The organism is Lactiplantibacillus herbarum (assembly GCF_001039045.1).
Classification (GTDB): domain Bacteria; phylum Bacillota; class Bacilli; order Lactobacillales; family Lactobacillaceae; genus Lactiplantibacillus; species Lactiplantibacillus herbarum.
The window spans coordinates 3257-24880 of sequence record NZ_LFEE01000004.1; the positions used below are offsets into that span (position 1 = coordinate 3257).

Here is a 21624-nt window from a genome sequence, read left to right on the forward strand (position 1 = left end):
TTAATGCTCGCAAACTAACCGCCTTGTGACACACTCTTTAATTGTTCTCAAATTACTCACTAAAATGCGAGTAGGAGTGTGATTTCAACGAAAATATTAAGAAATTCCGATAGTTCGCTAAAAAAATACGAAAAAGTTCGCCTATTCCCGAACGTTTGTGTTATCATTTTGCATAGACTTTAAAAATGATGATTCAGGTTGAGGTGTAAGTTATGAAAGTACGTAGAAGCGAACGTTTAATCGATATGACGCGCTATTTGTTAGAAAGGCCACACGCGTTAGTTTCACTAACATACTTTGCAGAACGGTATGCGTCTGCAAAGTCGTCGATCAGTGAAGATTTAACGATCTTAAAGAAGGTCTTCCAAGCCCGTGGAACCGGGATTTTGGAAACGATTCCAGGCGCTGCTGGTGGGGCCCGCTTTATTCCATATATCCTGAAGGAAGAAGCCCAAGAATTTATCGATGAGATGACCACGAAGGTTGCTGATAAGAGTCGTGTCTTACCAGGGGGCTACATCTACTTATCTGATATTTTAGGCCAACCTGATATTTTGCGCCAAGTTGGACGCGTGATTGCAACGCAATACTTGAATCAAAAAATCGATGCCGTTATGACGGTGGCAACTAAGGGAATTCCGATTGCTCAGAGTGTTGCGACATACTTAAACGTGCCGTTTGTGATCGTTCGGAATGACTCTAAGATTACAGAAGGTTCCACTGTCAGTGTTAACTACGTATCCGGTTCGTCTGAACGGATCAAGAAGATGGAATTATCTAAACGTAGCTTAACGGAAGGCGCTAACGTGTTGATCGTCGACGATTTCATGAAGGGCGGCGGTACGATTAACGGGATGAAGACCTTGATCGAAGAGTTTGACGCCAACTTAGTCGGGATTACGGTGTTCGCAGAAGCTAGTTTTGTAGGTAACCGATTGATCGATGACTACACCTCTTTATTACGCGTAACGAACGTTAGTGACAGTGAAAAAGAAATTAAAGTTATCCCTGGGAATTATCTGGATCGCGTTTTTGGCGCAGAATCTTAAGCAAGCATACTACCCAGACTGATTTTTTGATATGATAGAACTATCTGAAGACTAAGGAGTAATTGTTAATGACAACCAAAAATGCAATCATCATGGCCGCTGGTAAAGGGACGCGGATGAAATCCAAGTTAGTCAAAGTGCTACATCAGGTATGTGGCAAGTCAATGGTTGACCACGTTTTGACGCAAGTTGAAGCAACTGATATGGCCAACATTGTTACCATCGTGGGGCATGGTGCTGAAGACGTCGAAAAGGCGTTAGGCGACCGGACGAAGTATGCGGTGCAGACTGAACAACTCGGTACGGGTCACGCGGTATTTCAATCTGAAGCATTACTTAAAGATGCGGATGGGATGACGCTGATCGTTAGTGGTGATACGCCACTATTTCGTGCTGAAACGTTTGAAGAATTATTTGAATACCATCAAGCTAAAGGTGCTTCTGGGACAGTTTTGACCTCTAAAGCACCAGATCCTCAAGGTTACGGACGGGTTGTTCGTAATCATTTAGGGATTGTTGAAAAGATTGTGGAACAAAAAGATGCCAGTGAAGAAGAACAAAAAATCCATGAAATCAATACTGGGGTTTACTGTTTTGATAACCGGAAGTTATTTGCGGCCCTTCATCAGGTAACCAATAATAACGCGCAGGGTGAATATTACCTGACTGATGTTATTCAGATCATGAAGCAACAGGGTGATGTCATTGCAGCCTACCAAATGGACGATTTTGATGAATCCATGGGTGTAAATACCCGGGCAGCTTTGGCACAAGCGACTAAGGTCATGCAACAACGGATCAATGCGGAACACATGGTTAACGGTGTTTCAATCATCAATCCTGATGACACTTACATTGATGCTGACGTAAAGATTGGCGCTGACACGATCGTTGAACCGGGTGTTTTGATCAAGGGTCATACCACGATTGGTGAAGATTGTTTCATCGGTGCCCATTCTGAAATTCACGACATGGTGATTGAAGATCGCGTCCACGTGACGGCATCCTTCTTAGAAGACTCAATCATGCATGCTGATAGTAATATCGGACCATATAGCCACTTACGTCCACAGGCTGAAATTGGCGAACATGTTCACTTAGGTAATTTTGTGGAAGTGAAGAAAGCTAAGATTGGTAATCGAACTAAGGTAGGTCACTTGACTTATGTTGGTGATGCAACGCTGGGTGAAGATATCAACGTTGGTTGTGGGGTTGTCTTCATCAACTATGATGGCGTCAATAAACACCATACGAATGTTGGTGATTCAGCCTTTATCGGTAGCAATTCAAACATTATTGCACCGGTAGAAGTAGCGGATCATTCCTTCATCGCGGCTGGTTCGACAATTACTGACAACGTGGATTTCCACGAAATGGCAATTGCACGGGCTCGTCAAACCAATAAACCAGACTTCTGGCAACGGTTGCCACATGAACCAGAAAATATGTAATTAAAAGAGTGCACCACTAGGCGTTTAGAAACTGAGCATAGCCTAACAAGATCAATGATTGGTGGTTTTTCCAATCGTTGGTCTTGTGTAGCTAAGCGCAGGTTTCTGCCTAGTGGTGCACGTTTCGAAAAAAGAGTGTACCAGCAGGCGGTTAGTTTGTGAGCATTAACGTGAAATTGGCGATTATTCCTGGGCTTGGAATGGTCGCTGATTTCTGCGTTAAGCGGAACAAATTGCCTGATGGGACACGTTTCAAAAAATAGTTAAACCTAAAACACATGACTGTGCTAGAAAATACAGTCATGTGTTTTTTCGTCTATAAAAAGAAGTTTAGTTTTCTGAACAATCACATTTTGTTGATCAGTTGTTCGTGTTCTGCTTAATGAACTGCCGCAGATAACGCTAACATTATCATAATCGACCCGATGAGTGGTTTATCGCTGACCTCACGAAACTTTAATCTTTTAGTGTGTAAGGGGGTTCAAATTGCCAAAAGGCGCACTTCCAGCCCAGTCTCACGCAATTTTGACTAAGCATAGGGGCTTGATTTTCACAAGCAAAATGCCTATTATTTAGTAAGTAATAAATTTCGAATGGAGGAAATTATGTCAGAACAGTATTTTGATCCAAAGTTAAAGATTTTTGCTTTGAATTCAAATAAAGCATTGGCAGAAAAGATTGCGGATTCTGTTGGGGTTGAGTTAGGTAAGACCTCGGTTGATCGCTTTAGCGATGGCGAAATTCGCATTAATATTGAGGAAAGTATTCGTGGTGACCAAGTGTACATCATTCAATCAACTTCCGCTCCCGTTAATGATAATTTAATGGAACTATTGATTATGATTGATGCATTACGGCGTGCAAGCGCCAAGACCATCAACGTGGTTATTCCTTACTACGGGTATGCTCGTCAGGATCGTAAAGCACGGTCCCGCGAACCAATTACTGCTAAGTTAGTTGCTAACATGCTGGAAACAGCTGGTGCAACGCGGATTTTAGCACTTGATTTACATGCTGCTCAAATCCAAGGCTTCTTCGATATCCCATTGGATCACTTGATGGGTGCGCCACTGTTAGCTGACTACTTCCTGACCCACCACTTAGATGAAAATGCCGTGGTTGTGTCACCTGATCATGGTGGGGTGACTCGGGCTCGTAAATTGGCTGAATTCTTGAAGGCACCAATTGCAATCATCGACAAACGTCGGCCACGTGCCAACGTTGCTGAAGTGATGAATATCATCGGTGATGTTAAGGGCAAACGTGCCATCATGATTGATGACATGATCGATACGGCCGGTACGATTACCTTGGGTGCCCAAGCATTGATGGATGCAGGTGCTACTGAAGTGTACGCAAGTTGTACTCACCCAGTACTCTCAGGTCCAGCTATCGAACGAATTGAAAAACACCAATTAAGAAATTAGTTGTGACTGATTCAATCGAATTACCAGCTTCAAAACAGATCGATAAGATCGAACAAGTTTCAGTTGGTCAATTAATGGGTCAAGCCATTAAGTTTATTCATGAAAATAAACCAGTTAGTCCATTATTCAAGAATCGTTTCCATAACGAAGAAAAATAATTATGGTATCCGGTTGTTTGAGTAATAGTTAAAAGATAAGCGAGCTTGGGATAGTTATCCTGAGCTCGCTTTTTTGATTGTTGGTTCTGGAACTGACGATTACTCGTCTAAAGCGGTAAAATGATTAGATGAAGTTGAAGGGGGTGTTGCGATGATTTCGTTTTATTGGGGGAGCTTAGCGTTAGTTAGCGGGCTCACATTACAGCTGGCAGATCGGCGCCACTGGTTGACTGGTCACTTGTTTTTAATTGCTATTATTGGTTTTACATTGACTGGTCTCCACTATATTAGTGCCCACGCTAGTCCGGTGCTACAATTCATGATTGTTGCGATGAAAATCTTGGCTTACGTTTTATTGCCAGTAATTATTCTGATAGTTGGTATTAGTTTTGTTCGCTACAGCTATCGGTTGATTCGTAAGGAAGGCTGGGCGTTTCACTACAGTTTACTAGCTATCGTTGGTGGTTTGTTAGTTGCTATGCTGGTATTATCAGGGCTTAATTTCTGGTCTTGGCATTTACAACGGTTATGGCAATTATTAGGATTGTCATTATTGCTGACCGGCTATTTTACATTTAGTTTTGTGGCGTATCTGATTGCTTGCATGACAACTAGAATCGGACGTCATCGGCAGATTGATCACATCATCGTGTTAGGAGCTGGTTTGATGCCAGATGGCCGCCCAACCCGGACGTTAGCGTATCGATTACGGGCGGCTGCTAAGTTTTACCGGGCGCAGCGAACCCGTTATCACCAACCGGTAACGATTGTCGTTTCGGGTGGTCAAGGTAGTGATGAAGTGATTGCTGAGAGTACGTCAATGCGCCAATACTTGGTTAGCCTAGGCATTCCGCGCGATGTGATTCAAGAAGAGGATCAGTCGACGTCTACGATTGAAAATTTGAAGTTTTCGCATACTTTGATTGTGCGGAAGCGACCTTTTTACAAGGCAGTCGTCGTTACTAATGGTTATCATGTCTTGCGAGCAAATATTTTTGCTCGGCAGTTGCACCTGAATTTAACGGGAATTAGTTCCCGGACACCGTTATACTACTTACCTTTCGCGATGTTTCGAGAATACTTGGCGCTAATCCTGATGTATCGGTGGTCGAACCTCATGGCTGTACTGGGTTTAACGGCTTGGTACGTCGCAGTGTTAGTTCGGTTGGTTTAACAATAGTAACGCTCCGATAGCTGGAAAATTGCCAATTGGGAATTAATGGTATAATGAGTGGGTGTTAAATAAGGAGGGGTTTGCCGTGGATCATGCCTATCGATCACCTTGGTCACTGATCGTGATAATTCTATTGGGATTAGTCACGTTATCAGGTTGTACCAAAAATACCGGAGGCGTAACCGCAAGTTCGGCCACGACTGTCGATCATAGTACGACAACCGTGTTAGCCAAAGCTGACCAGCAAATTACGCAACAAAAAATTGCTGCTGCCCGTAAGACATTAGCTCAGGCTGCTGCACCCACTACGGCGGTCAAAAATCTTGCAACGGGGCTTAAATATTACCAACAAGCTGAGAGTGCACTTGAAAAAAATCAACTTAATCTAGCCAAAGGTTACTTTGAAACGTTAAGTAACTATCAAGGAACGACCGATGCAACTTTTATTACTGCCCGTAAGCAGTTAGTGAAGCAGTATCAGTCGGTTAAGTTAGCGAATGGGTATTATAATACTGCCCGCGATGAGTTGAGTGTCCATGACTTGACCAACGCAAAAACGAATATCGATAAGTTGGATGCGATTCAAGCAACGCACCCAGTAATCAAACAATTACAGCAAAAAGCTTTGGCAATGAAACAAGCCATTATGAACTATGAGGCGTCGCAATCAACCAGTTCTGGTAGCGCCAGTTCAACGGTTGTTAGTCAGTCATCGACTAGTAGCCAATCATCAAGTAGTAGTGCCGCAACTGCAAGTAGTGATAGCACCAGCTCGTCAGCAACGAGTTCAGCTAACAGTACCAGCAGTAGTAGTCAGCAGTTAACGACGTCTGAGATTATTAAACAATTTCAAGATGCTTCTGGCGTGACTTTTGCTGCGGATACGGAATTCAATATCACTAAGCAAACGGCCGACTATTATCAGATTACCGCGATTTATGCGACGGATAATTCTAGTAGTACGGATGCTAAAAAGGTGACAGATACGTACCGATTCTATCTAGATAGTGGTAACGTGACGAAAGAAAACGAGACGACGGGTAGTTTTGAATAACGGCAATGGTCTCAAAAAATGAGAGTGGGACAAAAGCCGGTTAGTTGCTGAGCATAGCCTAGGAAGACGAATGATTGTGTTTTTCAATCGTTTGGCTTTCGTAGCTAAGCGGAAGCAACTGGCTTTTGTCGCACGTTTCGGCTATTAATGTTCGGTATACAAAAAGAAAGGAGCTATGACTTTTGTCACAGCTCCTTTCTTTTTGTATGTGAGGAAGTTCTAAATTAGGTGCCGGTTATACTTGGTGTTGATTAAGCGAGCGCCCAAGTATTGATTGCGTGGGCAACCCCGTCATTGACGTTTGTTTTGGTTTCGTATTTAGCAATATTCTTAGCTTCGGGAATCCCATTGCCCATTGCAACACTATTGGTTGCGTAATGAAGCATGCTGAGGTCGTTACCTTGATCTCCGATAGCCATTACTTCGTCAGCAGTTAATTGTAAGTGTTCAGTCAACGTCTGTAAGGCGCGGCCCTTGCTTGCTTCAGGATTCATGAACTCTAAGAAGTAGGGTGCTGACCGGACGATTGAAAACCGTTCAGAAAATTCTGCTGGTAAGGCTTTGATGGCATCTTCTAGCAAGTTAGGATGGTCGATGAACATGCACTTGACGATTGGTAAGTCAGGACGCATTTCTTCAGGTGTCCGGAAACGGATTGGCATATTAACGAGCGAGCTTTCACCGACCGTGTAAGGACTGATGTTACGGTTAGCGGTATAGATGTGATCTTCACTTTCGACGTGGCAGGGGACATCCAGTTTGCGACTGAGCGTTTCAACGTCAATGTAATCGTTATGAGTGAGCGTCAAACTGGTAATGATCTTACCAGGAACGGTTTGAACCATCGAACCGTTAAATGTGATGACGTAATTGTCGTCACCGCTAAGACCAAGCTGTTTCAAGAAAGGTGTTACCCCGCTGAGTGGCCGGCCGGTACAAATGACAACTTTGATACCTTGGTCGTTGGCATCGTGGACGGCTTGGATAGTTGCTGGATTTAATTCGCTGTGTTCATTGAGCAGGGTACCATCCATATCGATGGCGATTAACTTAACTGACATATTGTGATTCCTCCAAGATTAGTGTGGTAAGATCAGGCGATCATTTAAAATGTACTGCTGAAATTCTTGATAGATTGGTTGAAAGAGGTCACTGTCAGCGTTACTGCTGAGCATCTCTTTCGGGAAGAAGAAGCGTTGATCACCTGAAACTTTACCGGTGATTGCTCGAACGAGATCGCTGACTGTCGATAGTTCGATTAAAGAGCCGTCTTTTTGCATCAATTCGATCTGAGTCCGAGGTTTCTTCATCTTTGGATCATAGGCGTCGTACGGTAAGTCGTAGCTGTCATTTGTATCGGTGTAATAGTGACTATCAAAACCGGCCAGTTCGATTAATTGTTGTAAATCAGGAATTAAGGTTTGGGTCAACTCATCGACTTTGGCGGACTTCAGTGGTCGACGATCCAGAAAACGGGTCGCAAGGTCGGCGAGGATTTTGTCATTACTGTCCCGCCAGTGGCTGAAGTAGGTGTTGAGCACGCCATCATCGAGTCGCAAATAGTCATGTAACGTAAAGTTGTGATTGAAGAATGGCAACAACATGACGGGTGTTGCTTCGGCATCCACGTCATGGCTCTGGTAGAGGTCGTTAGCGCGTTCTAAGAGCCGATCCAGAATAACTTCCATGGAACGTGAAACGGGGTGGAAATAGACCTGCATGTACATCTGGAAGCGACTGACGATATAATCCTCGACTGCATGCATGCCTTCCATTGCGAATGTGATGCCACCTTGATAAGGACGCATGACGCGTAGGATGCGGGTCAAATCAAAGTTACCGTAGTTGGTCCCCGTGAAGTAAGAGTCACGCAACAAGTAATCCATGCGGTCAGCGTCAATCTGACTAGAGATCATCTGGACAACTTGGGGATTGGGATAAGTTTTTTGAATAACCGCCGCAACTTGTTCCGGAAAATCAGGTGCGACTTGCTGAAGAACCTGATTCACCTCAGTTTCTGGTGACGTCAGGATCTGAACCGTGAGGGCTTCGTGATCCGTGTGAAAAATATGCTCGAAAGTGTGTGAATAGGCGCCATGACCAATATCGTGTAGTAGGGCGGCACATAATGCAACTAGTCGTTCTTGATCATCCCAGCCACCGTCTCCAGGTATTTTAGTGGGATAGTTACGTTCAAAATTGTCGCAGATTCGGCGAGTGATTTCGTAGACACCTAGACAGTGGCCGAATCGTGAATGTTCCGCACCGTGGAAAGTCAGGGAAGTTGTCCCGAGTTGTTTAATGCGGCGTAATCGTTGGAATTCAGACGTATTGATCAGGTCAAGGATGACTTGATGTTGAATATAGACGTAGTCATGGACGGGGTCGCGGAAGACCTTTTCCATGGGTAATAATTGCTGGTTATAGACCAAGTCAATTCCTCCATTCATTACTGCAGTCGTTGTTGACGACGTTGCATTTGTTGATGAGCTTGATTTAAGTGAGCCTGAAATTCAGGTTCTTTGATTGTTAGTGATAATGTCGTTGTATCAAGTGTACCGTAGTTTTGTAAAACTGCCATAAAGCGTTGCTTGGCCTGAGCAATCGATTGGGAAGTTCCTAATTCAGTAGCGACCGTTGTCATAACATCTGGATCAATATTTGGGAAGCGGTCATCATGATGTCCGGCTAATCCTATTTGATAAAATTGACGGATGAGTTGACCGCGAGCTGCCTGGTCGCCGTCGACGCCAACATAGAGCATGATGACGAGAGCGTTAGCGGTCCGACGTTGCGACATGCCGGCGATTTTGCGACCATTGACACTTAGATCATAGTCGCCAGGACAGTATGATCGAGTGATTTCACCGGTTGCGATGGCTAATGTTGGCCAGACAGCTTGAACGTAATCGACCATTAACTGATAGGCTGCAGTGATGGAATAAGTGTCCCGCTGTGCTGGCAAGAATAAGGAGATGTTGAGCACCCCTGTGTCAGCAACGACTGCGAGGCCTCCAGAGTTGCGGACCATGACGTGATAGCCAGCGTCTCTAAGATCTGTTAGTCCCGCAGACAATTGTGGTAAACGTTGGTCTAATAAGCCTAAAATGACGGTTTTTGATAGTTGCCAGAAATGAACGAGTGGCTGTTGCCGTTCAGCGGTTAGCCAGAGTAAAGCGTTTGTATAGGCAAAGCTATCCAACATGGCGTCGGCAGAATAATTTTGGCTGAGTGTTGCGATGGTTGGTCTTGTCAAAGCGGTCACCCCATAATGCGATAATTAGTTAATCTCACATTAATTATACTCGAAATCAATCGCTTTCGCAGATTGATCCAGTAGTAGGTCGATTTTTAGTTATTTTGGCGCAGATAGCTTATAATCATAAGGGAAGTTTGACCATGTGGCTGCTAGAATAGTGACGACGTGTTAGATTACTTGAAAGACAAAACGGTTTAATGCCGTAATGGCGAATCTAGTAGTAAGTACTAGGTGACTATGGATAGCATAATAATACTTTGGGAGGTCCAATCATGGATGATTTAACGACTGGTGTTCCGGTGGCAATTCACTTGGAAACCCGAGCACGTCAAGATGGCGAAACGGCTAACTATGCCTTGGATGTGGATGGTCAGTTAGTGCAGATGGGTGATGTGTTCTACTTACGTTACAAGGAGGTCAGCGATGAGGCTCCAGAACCAATTCCAGTAACCATCAAGTTAGCGGCTAACGGTGACGTGGTGCTGACGCGCAATGCTGAGAATCGCTTGCGGTTACATTTTTCAAATGGTAAACGAATTCGGGCACACTACCAAACACCAATGGGACTCTTGCCAGTAGAAACGGTAACGCCGATGTTACAAGTTCGACTGCGTGAGCGGCCATTCGCTGGTGAGGTCAACGTGGACTACGACTTGTACGCAGGCGAACAGTTACTAGGTAACTACCAGTTGCGATTGCAATTCACCGCTTGATTTGGTATTATGTAATATAAACTGTGGAAAGGACGTGCACCAGTTTGGAACTAAAACAATTTGATGGACAAAAAAAGTCCGAATTATCTTTAATCGAGGTTGCGCACGCAATTTTAGCGCAACACGGCGATGCAATGGCATTTGCCGATTTAACCAACGCTGTGCAAACATTTCTAGGTAAAAGCGACGAAGAAATTCGGGAGCGTTTATCACAATTTTATACCGATCTTAACATTGACGGTAGTTTCATTTCGCTCGGTGACAATATGTGGGGCCTGCGTGCATGGTATCCATTCGAATCCATTGACGAGGCTATCATTCATACTGATGATGCCGAAGATGATGATCGTCCAAAGCGCAAGAAGCGTAAGAAGGTTAATGCTTTCTTAGCCGATGCTGGGGATGATGATGACGTTATCGATTATGATGACGATGATCCTGAAGATGATGATAACTATGAAGATGACACCGATCAAGAAGACGACGGCGATGACGATACTGATGATTCAGCAAGCAGTAAGTACAGTGAACTTGCCGGTGTTGATGATTCAGATGATGACGCTGACGAATCCTTGCCAGACGGTATCGAAGGCCAATTATCAGAGTTAAATGACGATGATGATGACGACTACGATGACGAAGAAGACGACGAAAACAAATAAGGGTTTCAAGAATTTTACCTTGACGAAAGGTTAATCTCCTTGTATTATCTTAATTGGGCTCTCTGGTAGCAATGCCGGAGACAAACGATCGTAATCAGCTCCCTATTTCTGTTGAAATAGGGAGTTTTCTTTATTATTAATGCCGACCCCACGAAATAAATCTTTAAGGAGTTATCACATGACCAAATATATTTTTGTAACTGGTGGCGTTGTGTCATCCATTGGTAAAGGTATCGTCGCTGCTTCACTAGGGCGTTTATTGAAGAACCGGGGCTTGAAGGTCACGATTCAAAAGTTTGATCCCTATATCAACGTTGATCCTGGTACGATGAGTCCTTATCAACACGGTGAAGTCTTTGTAACGGACGATGGGACGGAAACTGACCTTGACCTTGGACATTACGAACGGTTTATTGATATTAATTTAAACAAATATTCGAATGTTACAACGGGTAAGATTTATTCAGAAGTTCTGCAAAAAGAACGTCGGGGCGATTACTTGGGGGCAACTGTTCAAGTAATTCCACATATCACAAATGCGATTAAAGAAAAAATCATGCGGGCCGGTACAACAACGGACTCTGACATTGTGATCACTGAAATTGGTGGGACAGTTGGTGATATCGAATCATTACCATTCATCGAAGCATTGCGTCAGATGAAGAGTGATTTAGGTTCTGATAATGTCTTTTACATTCATACCACGTTGATTCCATACTTACGGGCAGCTGGTGAAATGAAGACGAAACCAACGCAACATTCTGTTAAAGAATTGCGTAGTTACGGGATTCAGCCAAACATGTTGGTCGTACGTACTGAACAATCAATCACACGCGAAATGCGTAATAAGATTGCGTCATTCTGTGACGTTGAACCAGAAGCTGTTATTGAATCACAAGACGTGAAGACGATCTATTCAATTCCGTTGAACGTGCAGAAACAAAATATGGACCAGATTGTTCTGGATCATTTTGGCGTAGAAGCACCAAAAGCGGATATGAGCGAATGGGTTGAATTAGAACATCACGTTCAAAACCTCTCACGCACGATCAAGATTGCCTTAGTTGGGAAATACGTTGCGTTACAAGATGCGTATATCTCAGTTACGGAATCATTGAAGCATGCTGGTTACACGGATGATGCTGAAATTGAATTGAAGAAGATTTCTGCTGAAGAAGTCACTCCTGAAAACGTCGAAGAATTAATGGGCGACGCTGATGGTATCTTAGTTCCAGGTGGTTTCGGTGACCGTGGGATCGAAGGTAAGATCACGGCAATCCAATATGCCCGTGAAAACGATATTCCATTCTTGGGAATTTGTTTAGGGATGCAGATGGCCAGTGTTGAATTTGCTCGCAACGTTCTTGGATTGAAGGATGCTAACTCAGCTGAAATTGATCCTAACACGCCAGATAACATTATTGATTTGATGGCTGATCAAGAAGATGTTGAAGATATGGGTGGTACCCAACGTTTGGGTGCCTACCCATGTAAGTTGAAGCCAGGTACGGTTGCGGCTAAGGCTTACCATAACGAAGAAGTTGTGATGGAACGTCACCGTCACCGTTATGAATTCAATAACAAGTATCGCGAAGCAATGGCTGCCAAGGGGATGGTCTTCTCAGGGACTTCTCCAGACAACCGCTTAGTTGAAGTTATCGAATTACCTGAAAAACGGTTCTTCGTTGCTGCACAGTATCATCCAGAATTCTTATCACGTCCTAACCGTCCAGAAGGTTTATTCAAGGCTTTCATCGATGCGGCTAACCAGACTGGTAAAGCTAAATAGATAATTGATTGACGAAGCACCTAGGCTATCTTGCCTGGGTGTTTTTTAGTAGCCTCTGAATAAGAGAACCTAATCTGGATCAAGTAACTGTTATTTAGGTGCTTCCTAGTCACCTGCAGGGCGCCCTGACAGCGCTGGAACACCGCGGGTATCGATTTGAACTCGTGCATAACCCGCGCGATCTCAAATACGAAATTCTTCTAAGCCAGAAAAGCACTGACTAAACGAATTTAGTAATCATGGTCAGTATTGGGTGCGCATATATTGGCCTTTGACTACTATCTAGCCGTGAGGGGTGTCCGGATAATGCTCGTGTTAGAGATGATGCGGTGTTGGCATTAGCTCTAACCGATGCCCACCACGTTCCAGCATTATCTGGATACCCTGGTAGGCGGAATAGGAGCAGGTCCAATATGAGTCTCATACTATTCTGATGAAACGTTTTAACACTGATAAGATATTATTCTTGTAATAGAAAATTAAAATGATAATAAAACGCTATTGACATTAGTGACCGATGGGGTTAAATTATAGTTGCAAATTGGAAGCGCAATCATAATGGATAGTAACTATAGATGGTCATTCAGAGAGCTGACGGTGGTGCGAGTTAGTTGATCAAATATTAGTGAATCCGCCATTTAGCGTTTGACCTCGTTTGAAGAGGTCACGGTGAGACGATATACTCGTAGAGCAGTAAATTGGGTGGTACCACGTTAGCAAACTAACGTCCCATAGTCTTTTGACGAAGACTATGGGACGTTTTAATTTTAAGGAGGTTTTCCATATGTTAAATCCCAAATTTATTCGTAATAACCCAGAGTTAGTTAAGGCAAAGTTGCAGTCACGTAAAGTTGACCCAGCCGAAGTTGAAGAATACTTGCAATTAGATCGTCAGAATCGGGATGCAATTACCAAGGTTGAAGGCTTAAAGAAGCAAAAGAACCAATTGACTGAACAAGTTAAGCAGAGTAATCCGCAGTCTGAAGAAGGCCAGGCCCTGATTCAACAAGTTAAGAAAATCAATGGTGATATCAAGAGTACTGAAGATGCTCAATCTGAAGTTAGCGAACGCTTAAATTATATTGCAATTCGCTTCCCGAACTTACCTGCTGATGATGTGCCAGTCGGTCCTGACGAAGATAGCAACGTTGAGATGCGCAAGCACGGTGATATTCCAACGTTTGATTTTAAACCTAAGGCGCACTGGGAATTGGGCGAAAGCTTAGGAATCTTGGATTTTGACCGGGCAGCGAAAGTCTCAGGCGCGCGCTTTGTTTATTATAAGGATGCGGGTGCACTCTTAGAACGTGCGGTTTACAGCTTTATGCTGGATCTGCACACGCAAAAGCAAGGGTACCATGAAATTATTCCACCATACTTGGTGAACGCCCAGACGATGTATGGAACTGGCCAATTTCCTAAGTTCAAAGAAGACGTCTACACGGTTGAATCTTCAGGAATGACGTTGATTCCAACGGCTGAAGTACCACTGACCAATTACTACGCGAATGAAATCCTATCTGAAGATCAATTACCAACGTACTTCACGGCAATGACTCCCTGTTATCGGTCCGAAGCTGGGAGTGCAGGGCGTGATACTCGGGGCCTGATTCGTATGCACCAATTTCACAAAGTTGAGATGGTTAAGTACTGTAAACCAGAGAATTCATACGATGAGCTCGAAAAATTAACGGATAATGCCGAAGAAGTGTTGCGTGAATTAGGTCTTGCATACCATGTTATCAAGCTTTCAACGGGTGACACTGGTTTCTCATCGGCAAAGACCTATGATGTTGAAGTGTGGATGCCAGAACAAGGCGTTTATCGGGAAATCAGTTCATGTTCTAACTGCTTGGACTTTCAAGCACGTCGGGCGATGATTCGTTACCGGAAAGCTGATGGGACGGTCGATTACGTCCACACGTTGAATGGTTCTGGACTTGCTGTTGGTCGGACCGTGGCGGCGATTTTGGAAAACTTCCAACAAGCCGATGGGACCGTTAAGATTCCCGCAGTATTACAGCCATACATGCATGGACTGACTGAAATAAAATAAAATTATCATGAGAATAAATTATTATTCAAATAATTCAGTTGAGTGTTAAACTTAATATCACTGGGATTGAGATGGATGCAGGCTAGAACTGTTATGATAATCTCAATCCTTTTTAATTTGATAACACGAATATTTAATCTTGCTAATTAGACTCACATGAACGATAATTGTTACCATGATAATATTTTATCGTAAAGAAAGGGCTTTCACGGTTCTAAAGTGATGTTTGTCACAAAGTGCCGTTTTACTGCGAGTCGAGACGTTAAATCTAATAGGAGGGTTATTCATGCAGGTTATGTTAGCACATTCTCTGGTGTAACCAGAAAAACGTTATAAAAAGGAGACTTAAAAATGACAAATATATTTAAGGGTTGGAGAAAAAATGATACTTTTTGGATGCTGAGTTTGTTCGGAACCGCGATTGGGGCTGGCGTGTTATTCTTGCCTATTGGGGTTGGTACGGCCGGTATTCTTGGTATCATCATGATACTTGTTTTAGCTCTGCCAACCACGTTTTTTGCTCACAGGGGTCTGAGTAGGTTTGTCCTGTCGGCTAAAAATGATGGTGATGATATTACTGATGTTGTTGAACAACATTTTGGCTTTAAGATTGGATTGCTTTTTACCATTATTTATTTCTTCTCCATTTTTCCAATCTTATTAGTGTATTCTGTTTCTATTACTAATACTGTATCGAAATTTATTACCGACGAAATGCACATGCAAACACCACCTCGTTGGCTGTTGTCGCTAATACTTGTTGGTATCCTCATTGGAATTGCTCGCTTTGGTACCTCTTTGATTACCAAAGTTATGAGTGGCCTGGCCTTTCCATTTATTATTGTAATCGTTCTGTTTTCCTTTTATCTTATTCCACATTGGAATGGCGCAATTCTCTCGACATTTTCCAGTTCTGTATCTGGGGGACACTTGGTTGGGACTTTAGGAAACTTGTGGTTACTTATTCCCGTTATGATCTTTTCGTTTAACCATTCACCGATCATCTCTTCGTTTTCTGTTGCCGAACGTAAAGAATATAGTGGGGAAGGTAAAGATCAAGTAGATAAGAAGATTTCTACAATTCTATTTTCAGCTGAAACATTGATGTTTGTTGTTGCGATGTTCTTTGTTATTAGTTGTACATTGGCGTTGACCCCGGACCAAATTCTTGAAGCTAAAAATGAAAATGTCTCAATTCTTGATTACGTTGCGACTGCTTTTAATAATCCAATTATTAAATATGTCTCTCCCGTGATTGCCTTTATTGCAATCGCAAAATCCTTTTTAGGACATTATCTAGGAACGAGTGAAGGATTACGTGGGATTATTCGTAAGATGGAAGAAAAATCTGACAAGACGCTTCCAAGTCGGACCGTTTCTACAATTGTTGATCTTGTTCTGCTACTAAGTGCCTGGATAGTTGCCTGGATCAATCCTTCCATTATGGGAATGATTGAAACCATCATTGGACCAATCATTGCGTTTATCTTGTTCTTGATGCCAATGTATGCTATTCATAAAAGTCCTAAGTTACAGCAATATGCCGGCAAACACAGTAATGTCTTTGTTGTGGTAATTGGATTAATTGCAGTTAGTGGTATCCTGTTCAATATCATCAAATTGTTTGTTTAGTAATCTGACTAAAATACGAGATGAATTCACATTGGTTAATATTATTGAAGCCAATTTTTGTCATAAATCTCGTTGCTAGTGTTATTGACGAGATTCTCTTGACGGTGTTGGGGGTTCGTGAGGTACGCGAATCGAATGGCCATACTGGAGGCTGGATTAATTCAGAAATGAAAGCTTTGATCGCAACGGTTTTGTGCTTTCTTATCAGTATAATTTTGGTGCTTGCTTGTGCTATAATTTCAAGATTCATAAAGTTTCGAAACGATGTACTGACGATGAATGCGCAAAGAAGCGCTAGTTGCCCGTGCCAAAGCTTAATTTAACGTGATGATTCAAATAGGAGGATGACTAAAATGACGGTGAACTACAAGAGTGTTTTTGATATTATTGGCCCGATTATGATTGGACCTTCCAGTTCCCATACTGCGGGGGCGTGTGCGATTGGTCGAGCAGCAAATAGCATTTTTCAGGAGAAACCGACAGATATTGTAATTCATTACTATGAATCGTTTGCCCAAACCCATAAGGGCCACGGAACCGATTACGCCATTATCAGTGGGATTCTAGGTTTTGATCCTGATGATAGCCGGGTGCCATATGCGATTGGTTTAGCACGTGACCAAGGCATGAACATTACCTTTATTGAAGAGGTTAAAGATAGTCCAATTGATCATCCAAATACGGCAATCATTGATTTAAGTAATGATGATAAGCAAGTTACGGTTGCTGGTTGTTCTATCGGTGGTGGGACCATCGAAATTCGTGAAATTAAGATGGACGGTTTTGATGTTAAACCTAAGGGGCCACTACCAATCTTGCTAGTTCAGGGTGGCGAAAATGACCATCAGAATGTGACTAAGCAGTTGGCAGATCTAACGAAAGTTAATGATCAACAACATTATAAGACGGATCGTGGTAATTTATACGAATATGACTTGGATCGGCGACTCAAACAAGATGAGATCGAACGTTTAACCCAAGCGCGTACGAAGTTAGTTTACTTATAGTCGGGGAGGTCAATTAACATGTATATGAGTGTAGCGGAATTAGTAACGGCGTCACAAACGGCTAACAAGCCAGTTTACGAATTGATGATCGAACAAGAAATGGAAATGTCTAATTCTAGTCGGGAAGAAATCTGGCACACTATGGGCCGTAACCTCGACGTGATGGAAGCGGCAGTTAAAAAAGGTGCTGCTGGCGATGGGGTTTATTCCACGACCGGTTTAACTGGTGGTGAAGCGGTCTTACTGAAAAATTATCGTGCCAAGGGTAAATCCTTATCTGGTGACACGATGATGCAAGCCGTTCAAAATGCCATTTCAACCAACGAAGTAAATGCTTCGATGGGGGTTGTCTGTGCAACACCAACAGCCGGTTCAACTGGGACACTTCCTGGCGTGATCTTCACGTTGAAAGATCGGATGGACTTAACTCGTGATCAGATGATTCAATTCCTATTCACGGCCGGTGCTTACGGCATGGTTATTGCGAACAATGCTAGTATTGCTGGTGCAACTGGTGGTTGCCAAGCTGAAGTTGGTAGTGCGTCCGCAATGGGTGCCGCTGCGGCGGTTGAAATTGCTGGTGGGACGGCAGAACAAAGTGCCGAAGCGTTGGCAATGGCTATCAGTAACTTGCTAGGATTAGTCTGTGATCCCGTTGCTGGGTTAGTTGAATTACCATGTGTTAAACGTAATGCTATCGGGGTCGGCAACGCTTTGATTTCAGCCGACATGGCACTAGCTGGCTGTACGAATAAAATTCCTGCAGATGAAGTTATTGCCGCTATGGATAAAGTCGGTAAGGGCTTGCCAAAAGCGTTACGTGAAACTGGTTTGGGTGGTCTAGCCGCAACTCCTACTGGGATCAGAATGAAAGAAAAGATTTTTGGTCGCTCGGCTGATGCTGAGGTTCATGCTTAAATGAGTTAACGGAAGATGATGGGCTTGTAAAAGCAATCATCTTTTTTTATCAAGGGTTATTGGGTATGACCATTTATTATTATGATAAAATAATATTACAGACAATGTTTTAACACGTTATTGGAAAATTTAGTGAGGTGAGTACCATTATGCAAAAACCATTAACAGTCGAACAAGAATATGTACGTGAATTCATTCCCTTTGTCGATTTTTTAGCGGATATCTTAGGTCCAAGTAGTGAGGTTGTCCTCAATGACTTGATGGACCTGAATCATTCCGTGATGGCAATTCGTAATTCACACGTTTCTCATCGACAGGTGGGTGATCCAGCGACCGACTTAGCGTTACGGACGATGAAGGCGGGAAAAACCGAAAAACGGGATTACTTGGCGAACTACAAGGGCGTTTCGCAGGGGAAACACAGTTTGCGTTCCTCGACGTACTTCTTGAGGTTTGAGGGTGAAATCGTGGGGATGATCTGTATCAACACGGACGACAGTGCCCTGGATGATCTACAGGAACAAGTCTTAAAGGTGCTGACTAACTATAAACATCTGAATTCACCAAATATTTATCAATTCAAAGCGGCGCCAGTCAATGAAGAAACGCATGATACATTGGTTGCCCCTGAGCATTTGACGACTTCGATTACTGATTTAGCGCGTGAGGTCACCCAAACGGTTTGTGCGAAGCACGGTGTGTCAGTTGAATACTTAAAACAGAATGAAAAACTAGAAATCGTTCGTAGCTTGTACCACCAAGGGTATTTCTTACTTAAGGATTCAGTCAGTGAAGCTGCCAAGATCATCAAGGTCTCTGATCCGAGTGTCTACCGGTATTTACAGACGGTTAAAGATGAAGAACTAGAATAAAAATATTACTTATAATTGTAAGCGATTAATCTGATTGACAAGGCTAACCATGATTGTCAAATGGGGATTGTCGGATAAAACCACCCGCAAATCATATGATAATTTGCGGGTGGTTTTATACATTGCTATCAGGTTTTAAAATTGAACCGTTTTTATGAAAATGTAATGAGACCAGTGCTTGCGAGCAATCGGTGCGAAAACTTTCTATACGTTAGTAAATATTATTATAGCGGTAATTATCATTCATTTATCAAATTGATTATCAAGCGATTATTAACGTGATAAATCTCATACAGCTCTCATTTGGAAAAATCGGTGTTAACGCTTGTCTGACATGCAGTTGGCGGATAATCAGGTAATTGTTCGAAATTATCAAATTGCATTTGCCGAGTTTTGACTAGTTCTAATATGGTATTATGTTGAATAACATATGGAGGTGATGTCGATGTTAAGTGTTAAAGAAATTAGACGTCGTTTGCGACGCGATTTATTTACGATTGCTGAGGATTACCAGATTGAGATTCGCGACCGATTGTATACGGAACATGAGTATGAAGACCTAAAACAAATGCTGTTACGGCTGCGCGAATTAAATATGAACCCCCAACATGTCCAAGAGCTGCTTGCAATCAATGGTTAGTAGCGGATCAATAATTTAATATAAGGAAGTGATAAGTCATGAATGCTGATAGTCCATCAGGTTCCATTCAGTCCAGAGAGTGCTAATGCCAGTTAATAAACCTGAGCATTAGCACTCTTCTATTTTTATCTCAACCTAACAATCTGTTAGATATTTAACGAGCGATACATAAAAAGCGAACCTGACGTTAACGTGTGAGGCCCGTATCAGTGCAAATTAATATTCTACATACTTGGAAATTACAAATATTATTTTCGATATATCTCAGATAACAGACGACTAATTGACTGACCAACAAATAACCCATGATTTGTTGGTGAAAACGGTTGAATTGATGAAGTTAATAATTTTATTGCGTAAAAAGATTACAGTTTCCTGATATTGGTTGTATTTTGGGCGCAATTTCTTTATTATGGTTAATGATTGTATGATACAGTGTGACACTTATTTAGCGAGGAAAGTTATGTTATGAAAAAAATGATTATCCATGGCGGGAAACGACTTTCTGGGGAATTAACGATCGGTGGCGCAAAGAATAGTACCGTTGCCCTGATTCCTGCTGCGATTCTCGCAGATACTCCGGTCCAATTCGACACAGTTCCGCACATCCTTGACGTTCACAACTTACGGCTCATCTTAGAGTCAATGAACGTCCATTCCACTTTTGAAAATGATGTTCTAACAATTGATCCAACCAACATTGAAGAATCCGAATTACCAAGTCACGCCATTAAAAGCCTGCGTGCATCTTACTACTTTATGGGAGCTTTACTCGGCCGCTTTAACCGAGCAACCGTAACCTTCCCTGGTGGTGACAACATTGGTCCTCGGCCTATTGACCAACACATTAAGGGGTTCAAAGCCCTTGGTGCGAATGTCGTTGAGGAAAATGACTCTGTGTTCATTTCGACGGGCACAGAAGGCTTACACGGAGCACGTATCTTTTTAGACGTGGTCTCGGTTGGTGCTACCATTAATATTATTTTGGCAGCGGTTAAGGCCCACGGGACCACGACCATTGAAAATGCTGCTAAGGAACCAGAGATTATTGATCTGGCAACTTTCTTGAATAATATGGGTGCCAAAGTTCGTGGTGCCGGTACCGATGTGATCCGGATTGAAGGCGTCCCTGTGTTGCAGTCAAAGGCAACACATACGATTATTCCTGATCGAATTGAAACTGGGACATACTTGTCGCTAGCGGCTTCAATCGGTGATGGTATCTTACTGAAAAATGTCATTCCAGAACATATGGAATCTTTTACAGCTAAATTACTCGAAATGGGCGTCGATCTTCAGATCAATGAAGATAGTATCTACGTTCCGCGAGTTAACGAATTAAACCCAGTTCGTGTAAAGACCATGACTTATCCGGGCTTTGCAACCGACTTACAACAACCAATTACACCGCTGTTATTACGTGCTAATGGCAGTAGTGTTGTAATTGACACGATCTATCCACAGCGGACACAACACGTGGAACAGCTTCGTAAGATGGGGGCTGACATTCACGTTCAGGATAACTTGATTGTGGCTGGGCATTCTTCACACTTACAAGGTGCGCACGTTGAAGCGGGTGAAATTCGTTCTGGGGCAGCATTGATGATCGCTGGTTTGGCAGCTAGTGGAGTTACTGAAATTTCACGAGCTGACAATATCTTACGTGGATATGACCGGGTCGTTGATAAGTTGCACAGTCTAGGCGCTGATGTCGAGATTGCTACTGACGAAGAAGTTTCGGAAGGGTAACTTTCACACAGCTG

The 21624-nt window shown here is 42.9% G+C and carries 17 protein-coding genes and 1 pseudogene; 15 read left to right on the top strand and 3 right to left on the bottom strand.

Annotated features, from left to right (window positions below):
• Nucleotides 1–212 precede the first annotated feature (212 nt).
• The 5 genes and pseudogenes from purR (at nt 213) to ACG95_RS01615 (ending at nt 6313) form a co-directional block, all read left to right on the top strand.
• A complete protein-coding gene (purR, locus tag ACG95_RS01595; RefSeq protein ID WP_047998827.1) occupies nt 213–1049 on the top strand; it encodes a pur operon repressor in 837 nt (278 codons plus the stop codon).
• A gap of 68 nt (nt 1050–1117) precedes the next feature.
• Entirely contained in the window at nt 1118–2500 is a 1383-nt protein-coding gene (gene glmU / locus ACG95_RS01600; protein WP_047998828.1) for a bifunctional UDP-N-acetylglucosamine diphosphorylase/glucosamine-1-phosphate N-acetyltransferase GlmU, read from the top strand.
• Nucleotides 2501–3105: 605 nt separating this feature from the next.
• Nucleotides 3106–4085 (top strand): annotated as a pseudogene (locus ACG95_RS01605) (ribose-phosphate diphosphokinase).
• Between the two features lie 151 nt (nt 4086–4236).
• Complete coding sequence (locus ACG95_RS01610; RefSeq protein ID WP_047998829.1) at nt 4237–5259, top strand: YdcF family protein; 1023 nt, start codon at nt 4237–4239, stop codon at nt 5257–5259.
• 85 nt (nt 5260–5344) lie between these two features.
• Nucleotides 5345–6313 (top strand): hypothetical protein, encoded by a 969-nt coding sequence (locus ACG95_RS01615; protein ID WP_047998830.1) that lies wholly within the window; start codon nt 5345–5347, stop codon nt 6311–6313.
• A gap of 251 nt (nt 6314–6564) precedes the next feature.
• Here ACG95_RS01615 and yidA read toward each other — a convergent pair whose 3' ends face one another.
• Genes yidA through ACG95_RS01630 form a run of 3 tightly spaced genes read right to left on the bottom strand, consistent with a single transcriptional unit; the run spans nt 6565 to nt 9569 of the window.
• Nucleotides 6565–7374, bottom strand: coding sequence for a sugar-phosphatase (gene yidA, locus ACG95_RS01620; protein ID WP_047998831.1), 810 nt, complete (start codon nt 7372–7374; stop codon nt 6565–6567).
• 18 nt (nt 7375–7392) lie between these two features.
• Nucleotides 7393–8745: an HD domain-containing protein gene (locus ACG95_RS01625; protein WP_047998832.1), complete on the bottom strand. Its 1353-nt coding sequence runs from the start codon at nt 8743–8745 to the stop codon at nt 7393–7395.
• A gap of 17 nt (nt 8746–8762) precedes the next feature.
• Nucleotides 8763–9569 (bottom strand): lipoate--protein ligase family protein, encoded by an 807-nt coding sequence (locus ACG95_RS01630; RefSeq protein WP_053072630.1) that lies wholly within the window; start codon nt 9567–9569, stop codon nt 8763–8765.
• A 275-nt stretch (nt 9570–9844) separates the two neighbouring features.
• Here ACG95_RS01630 and ACG95_RS01635 point away from each other — a divergent pair, with 275 nt between their 5' ends.
• From ACG95_RS01635 to ACG95_RS01680, 10 genes are all read left to right on the top strand, one after another.
• The gene (locus ACG95_RS01635) at nt 9845–10285 is read left to right on the top strand and encodes a YwiB family protein (RefSeq protein WP_047998833.1); all 441 of its coding nucleotides are present in this window, start codon (nt 9845–9847) and stop codon (nt 10283–10285) included.
• A gap of 44 nt (nt 10286–10329) precedes the next feature.
• Nucleotides 10330–10947, top strand: a complete 618-nt coding sequence (gene rpoE, locus ACG95_RS01640) for a DNA-directed RNA polymerase subunit delta (protein ID WP_047998834.1) — start codon at nt 10330–10332, stop codon at nt 10945–10947.
• Nucleotides 10948–11125: 178 nt separating this feature from the next.
• The gene (locus ACG95_RS01645) at nt 11126–12736 is read left to right on the top strand and encodes a CTP synthase (protein WP_047998835.1); all 1611 of its coding nucleotides are present in this window, start codon (nt 11126–11128) and stop codon (nt 12734–12736) included.
• Nucleotides 12737–13520: 784 nt separating this feature from the next.
• Entirely contained in the window at nt 13521–14792 is a 1272-nt protein-coding gene (gene serS, locus ACG95_RS01650; RefSeq protein ID WP_047998836.1) for a serine--tRNA ligase, read from the top strand.
• Nucleotides 14793–15143: 351 nt separating this feature from the next.
• Nucleotides 15144–16424, top strand: a complete 1281-nt coding sequence (locus ACG95_RS01655; protein ID WP_047998837.1) for an aromatic amino acid transport family protein — start codon at nt 15144–15146, stop codon at nt 16422–16424.
• A gap of 353 nt (nt 16425–16777) precedes the next feature.
• Nucleotides 16778–17431 (top strand): L-serine ammonia-lyase, iron-sulfur-dependent subunit beta, encoded by a 654-nt coding sequence (sdaAB, locus tag ACG95_RS01660; RefSeq protein WP_047998838.1) that lies wholly within the window; start codon nt 16778–16780, stop codon nt 17429–17431.
• 18 nt (nt 17432–17449) lie between these two features.
• On the top strand, nt 17450–18349 hold the full coding sequence (gene sdaAA / locus ACG95_RS01665) for an L-serine ammonia-lyase, iron-sulfur-dependent, subunit alpha (RefSeq protein ID WP_047998839.1): 900 nt from the start codon (nt 17450–17452) through the stop codon (nt 18347–18349).
• Nucleotides 18350–18498: 149 nt separating this feature from the next.
• Entirely contained in the window at nt 18499–19221 is a 723-nt protein-coding gene (locus ACG95_RS01670) for a helix-turn-helix transcriptional regulator (RefSeq protein WP_047998840.1), read from the top strand.
• A gap of 445 nt (nt 19222–19666) precedes the next feature.
• Nucleotides 19667–19861 (top strand): hypothetical protein, encoded by a 195-nt coding sequence (locus ACG95_RS01675; protein ID WP_047998841.1) that lies wholly within the window; start codon nt 19667–19669, stop codon nt 19859–19861.
• Nucleotides 19862–20329: 468 nt separating this feature from the next.
• Nucleotides 20330–21610, top strand: coding sequence for a UDP-N-acetylglucosamine 1-carboxyvinyltransferase (locus ACG95_RS01680; RefSeq protein ID WP_047998842.1), 1281 nt, complete (start codon nt 20330–20332; stop codon nt 21608–21610).
• Nucleotides 21611–21624: the final 14 nt, after the last annotated feature.

Coding starts and splice junctions, on each gene's coding strand:
- purR (WP_047998827.1), top strand. CDS start 213: ATGAAAGTACGTAGAAGCGAACGTTTAATCGATATGACGCGCTATTTG.
- glmU (WP_047998828.1), top strand. CDS start 1,118: ATGACAACCAAAAATGCAATCATCATGGCCGCTGGTAAAGGGACGCGG.
- ACG95_RS01610 (WP_047998829.1), top strand. CDS start 4,237: ATGATTTCGTTTTATTGGGGGAGCTTAGCGTTAGTTAGCGGGCTCACA.
- yidA (WP_047998831.1), bottom strand. CDS start 7,374: ATGTCAGTTAAGTTAATCGCCATCGATATGGATGGTACCCTGCTCAAT.
- ACG95_RS01635 (WP_047998833.1), top strand. CDS start 9,845: ATGGATGATTTAACGACTGGTGTTCCGGTGGCAATTCACTTGGAAACC.
- ACG95_RS01645 (WP_047998835.1), top strand. CDS start 11,126: ATGACCAAATATATTTTTGTAACTGGTGGCGTTGTGTCATCCATTGGT.
- serS (WP_047998836.1), top strand. CDS start 13,521: ATGTTAAATCCCAAATTTATTCGTAATAACCCAGAGTTAGTTAAGGCA.
- ACG95_RS01655 (WP_047998837.1), top strand. CDS start 15,144: ATGACAAATATATTTAAGGGTTGGAGAAAAAATGATACTTTTTGGATG.
- sdaAB (WP_047998838.1), top strand. CDS start 16,778: ATGACGGTGAACTACAAGAGTGTTTTTGATATTATTGGCCCGATTATG.
- sdaAA (WP_047998839.1), top strand. CDS start 17,450: ATGTATATGAGTGTAGCGGAATTAGTAACGGCGTCACAAACGGCTAAC.
- ACG95_RS01670 (WP_047998840.1), top strand. CDS start 18,499: ATGCAAAAACCATTAACAGTCGAACAAGAATATGTACGTGAATTCATT.
- ACG95_RS01675 (WP_047998841.1), top strand. CDS start 19,667: ATGTTAAGTGTTAAAGAAATTAGACGTCGTTTGCGACGCGATTTATTT.
- ACG95_RS01680 (WP_047998842.1), top strand. CDS start 20,330: ATGAAAAAAATGATTATCCATGGCGGGAAACGACTTTCTGGGGAATTA.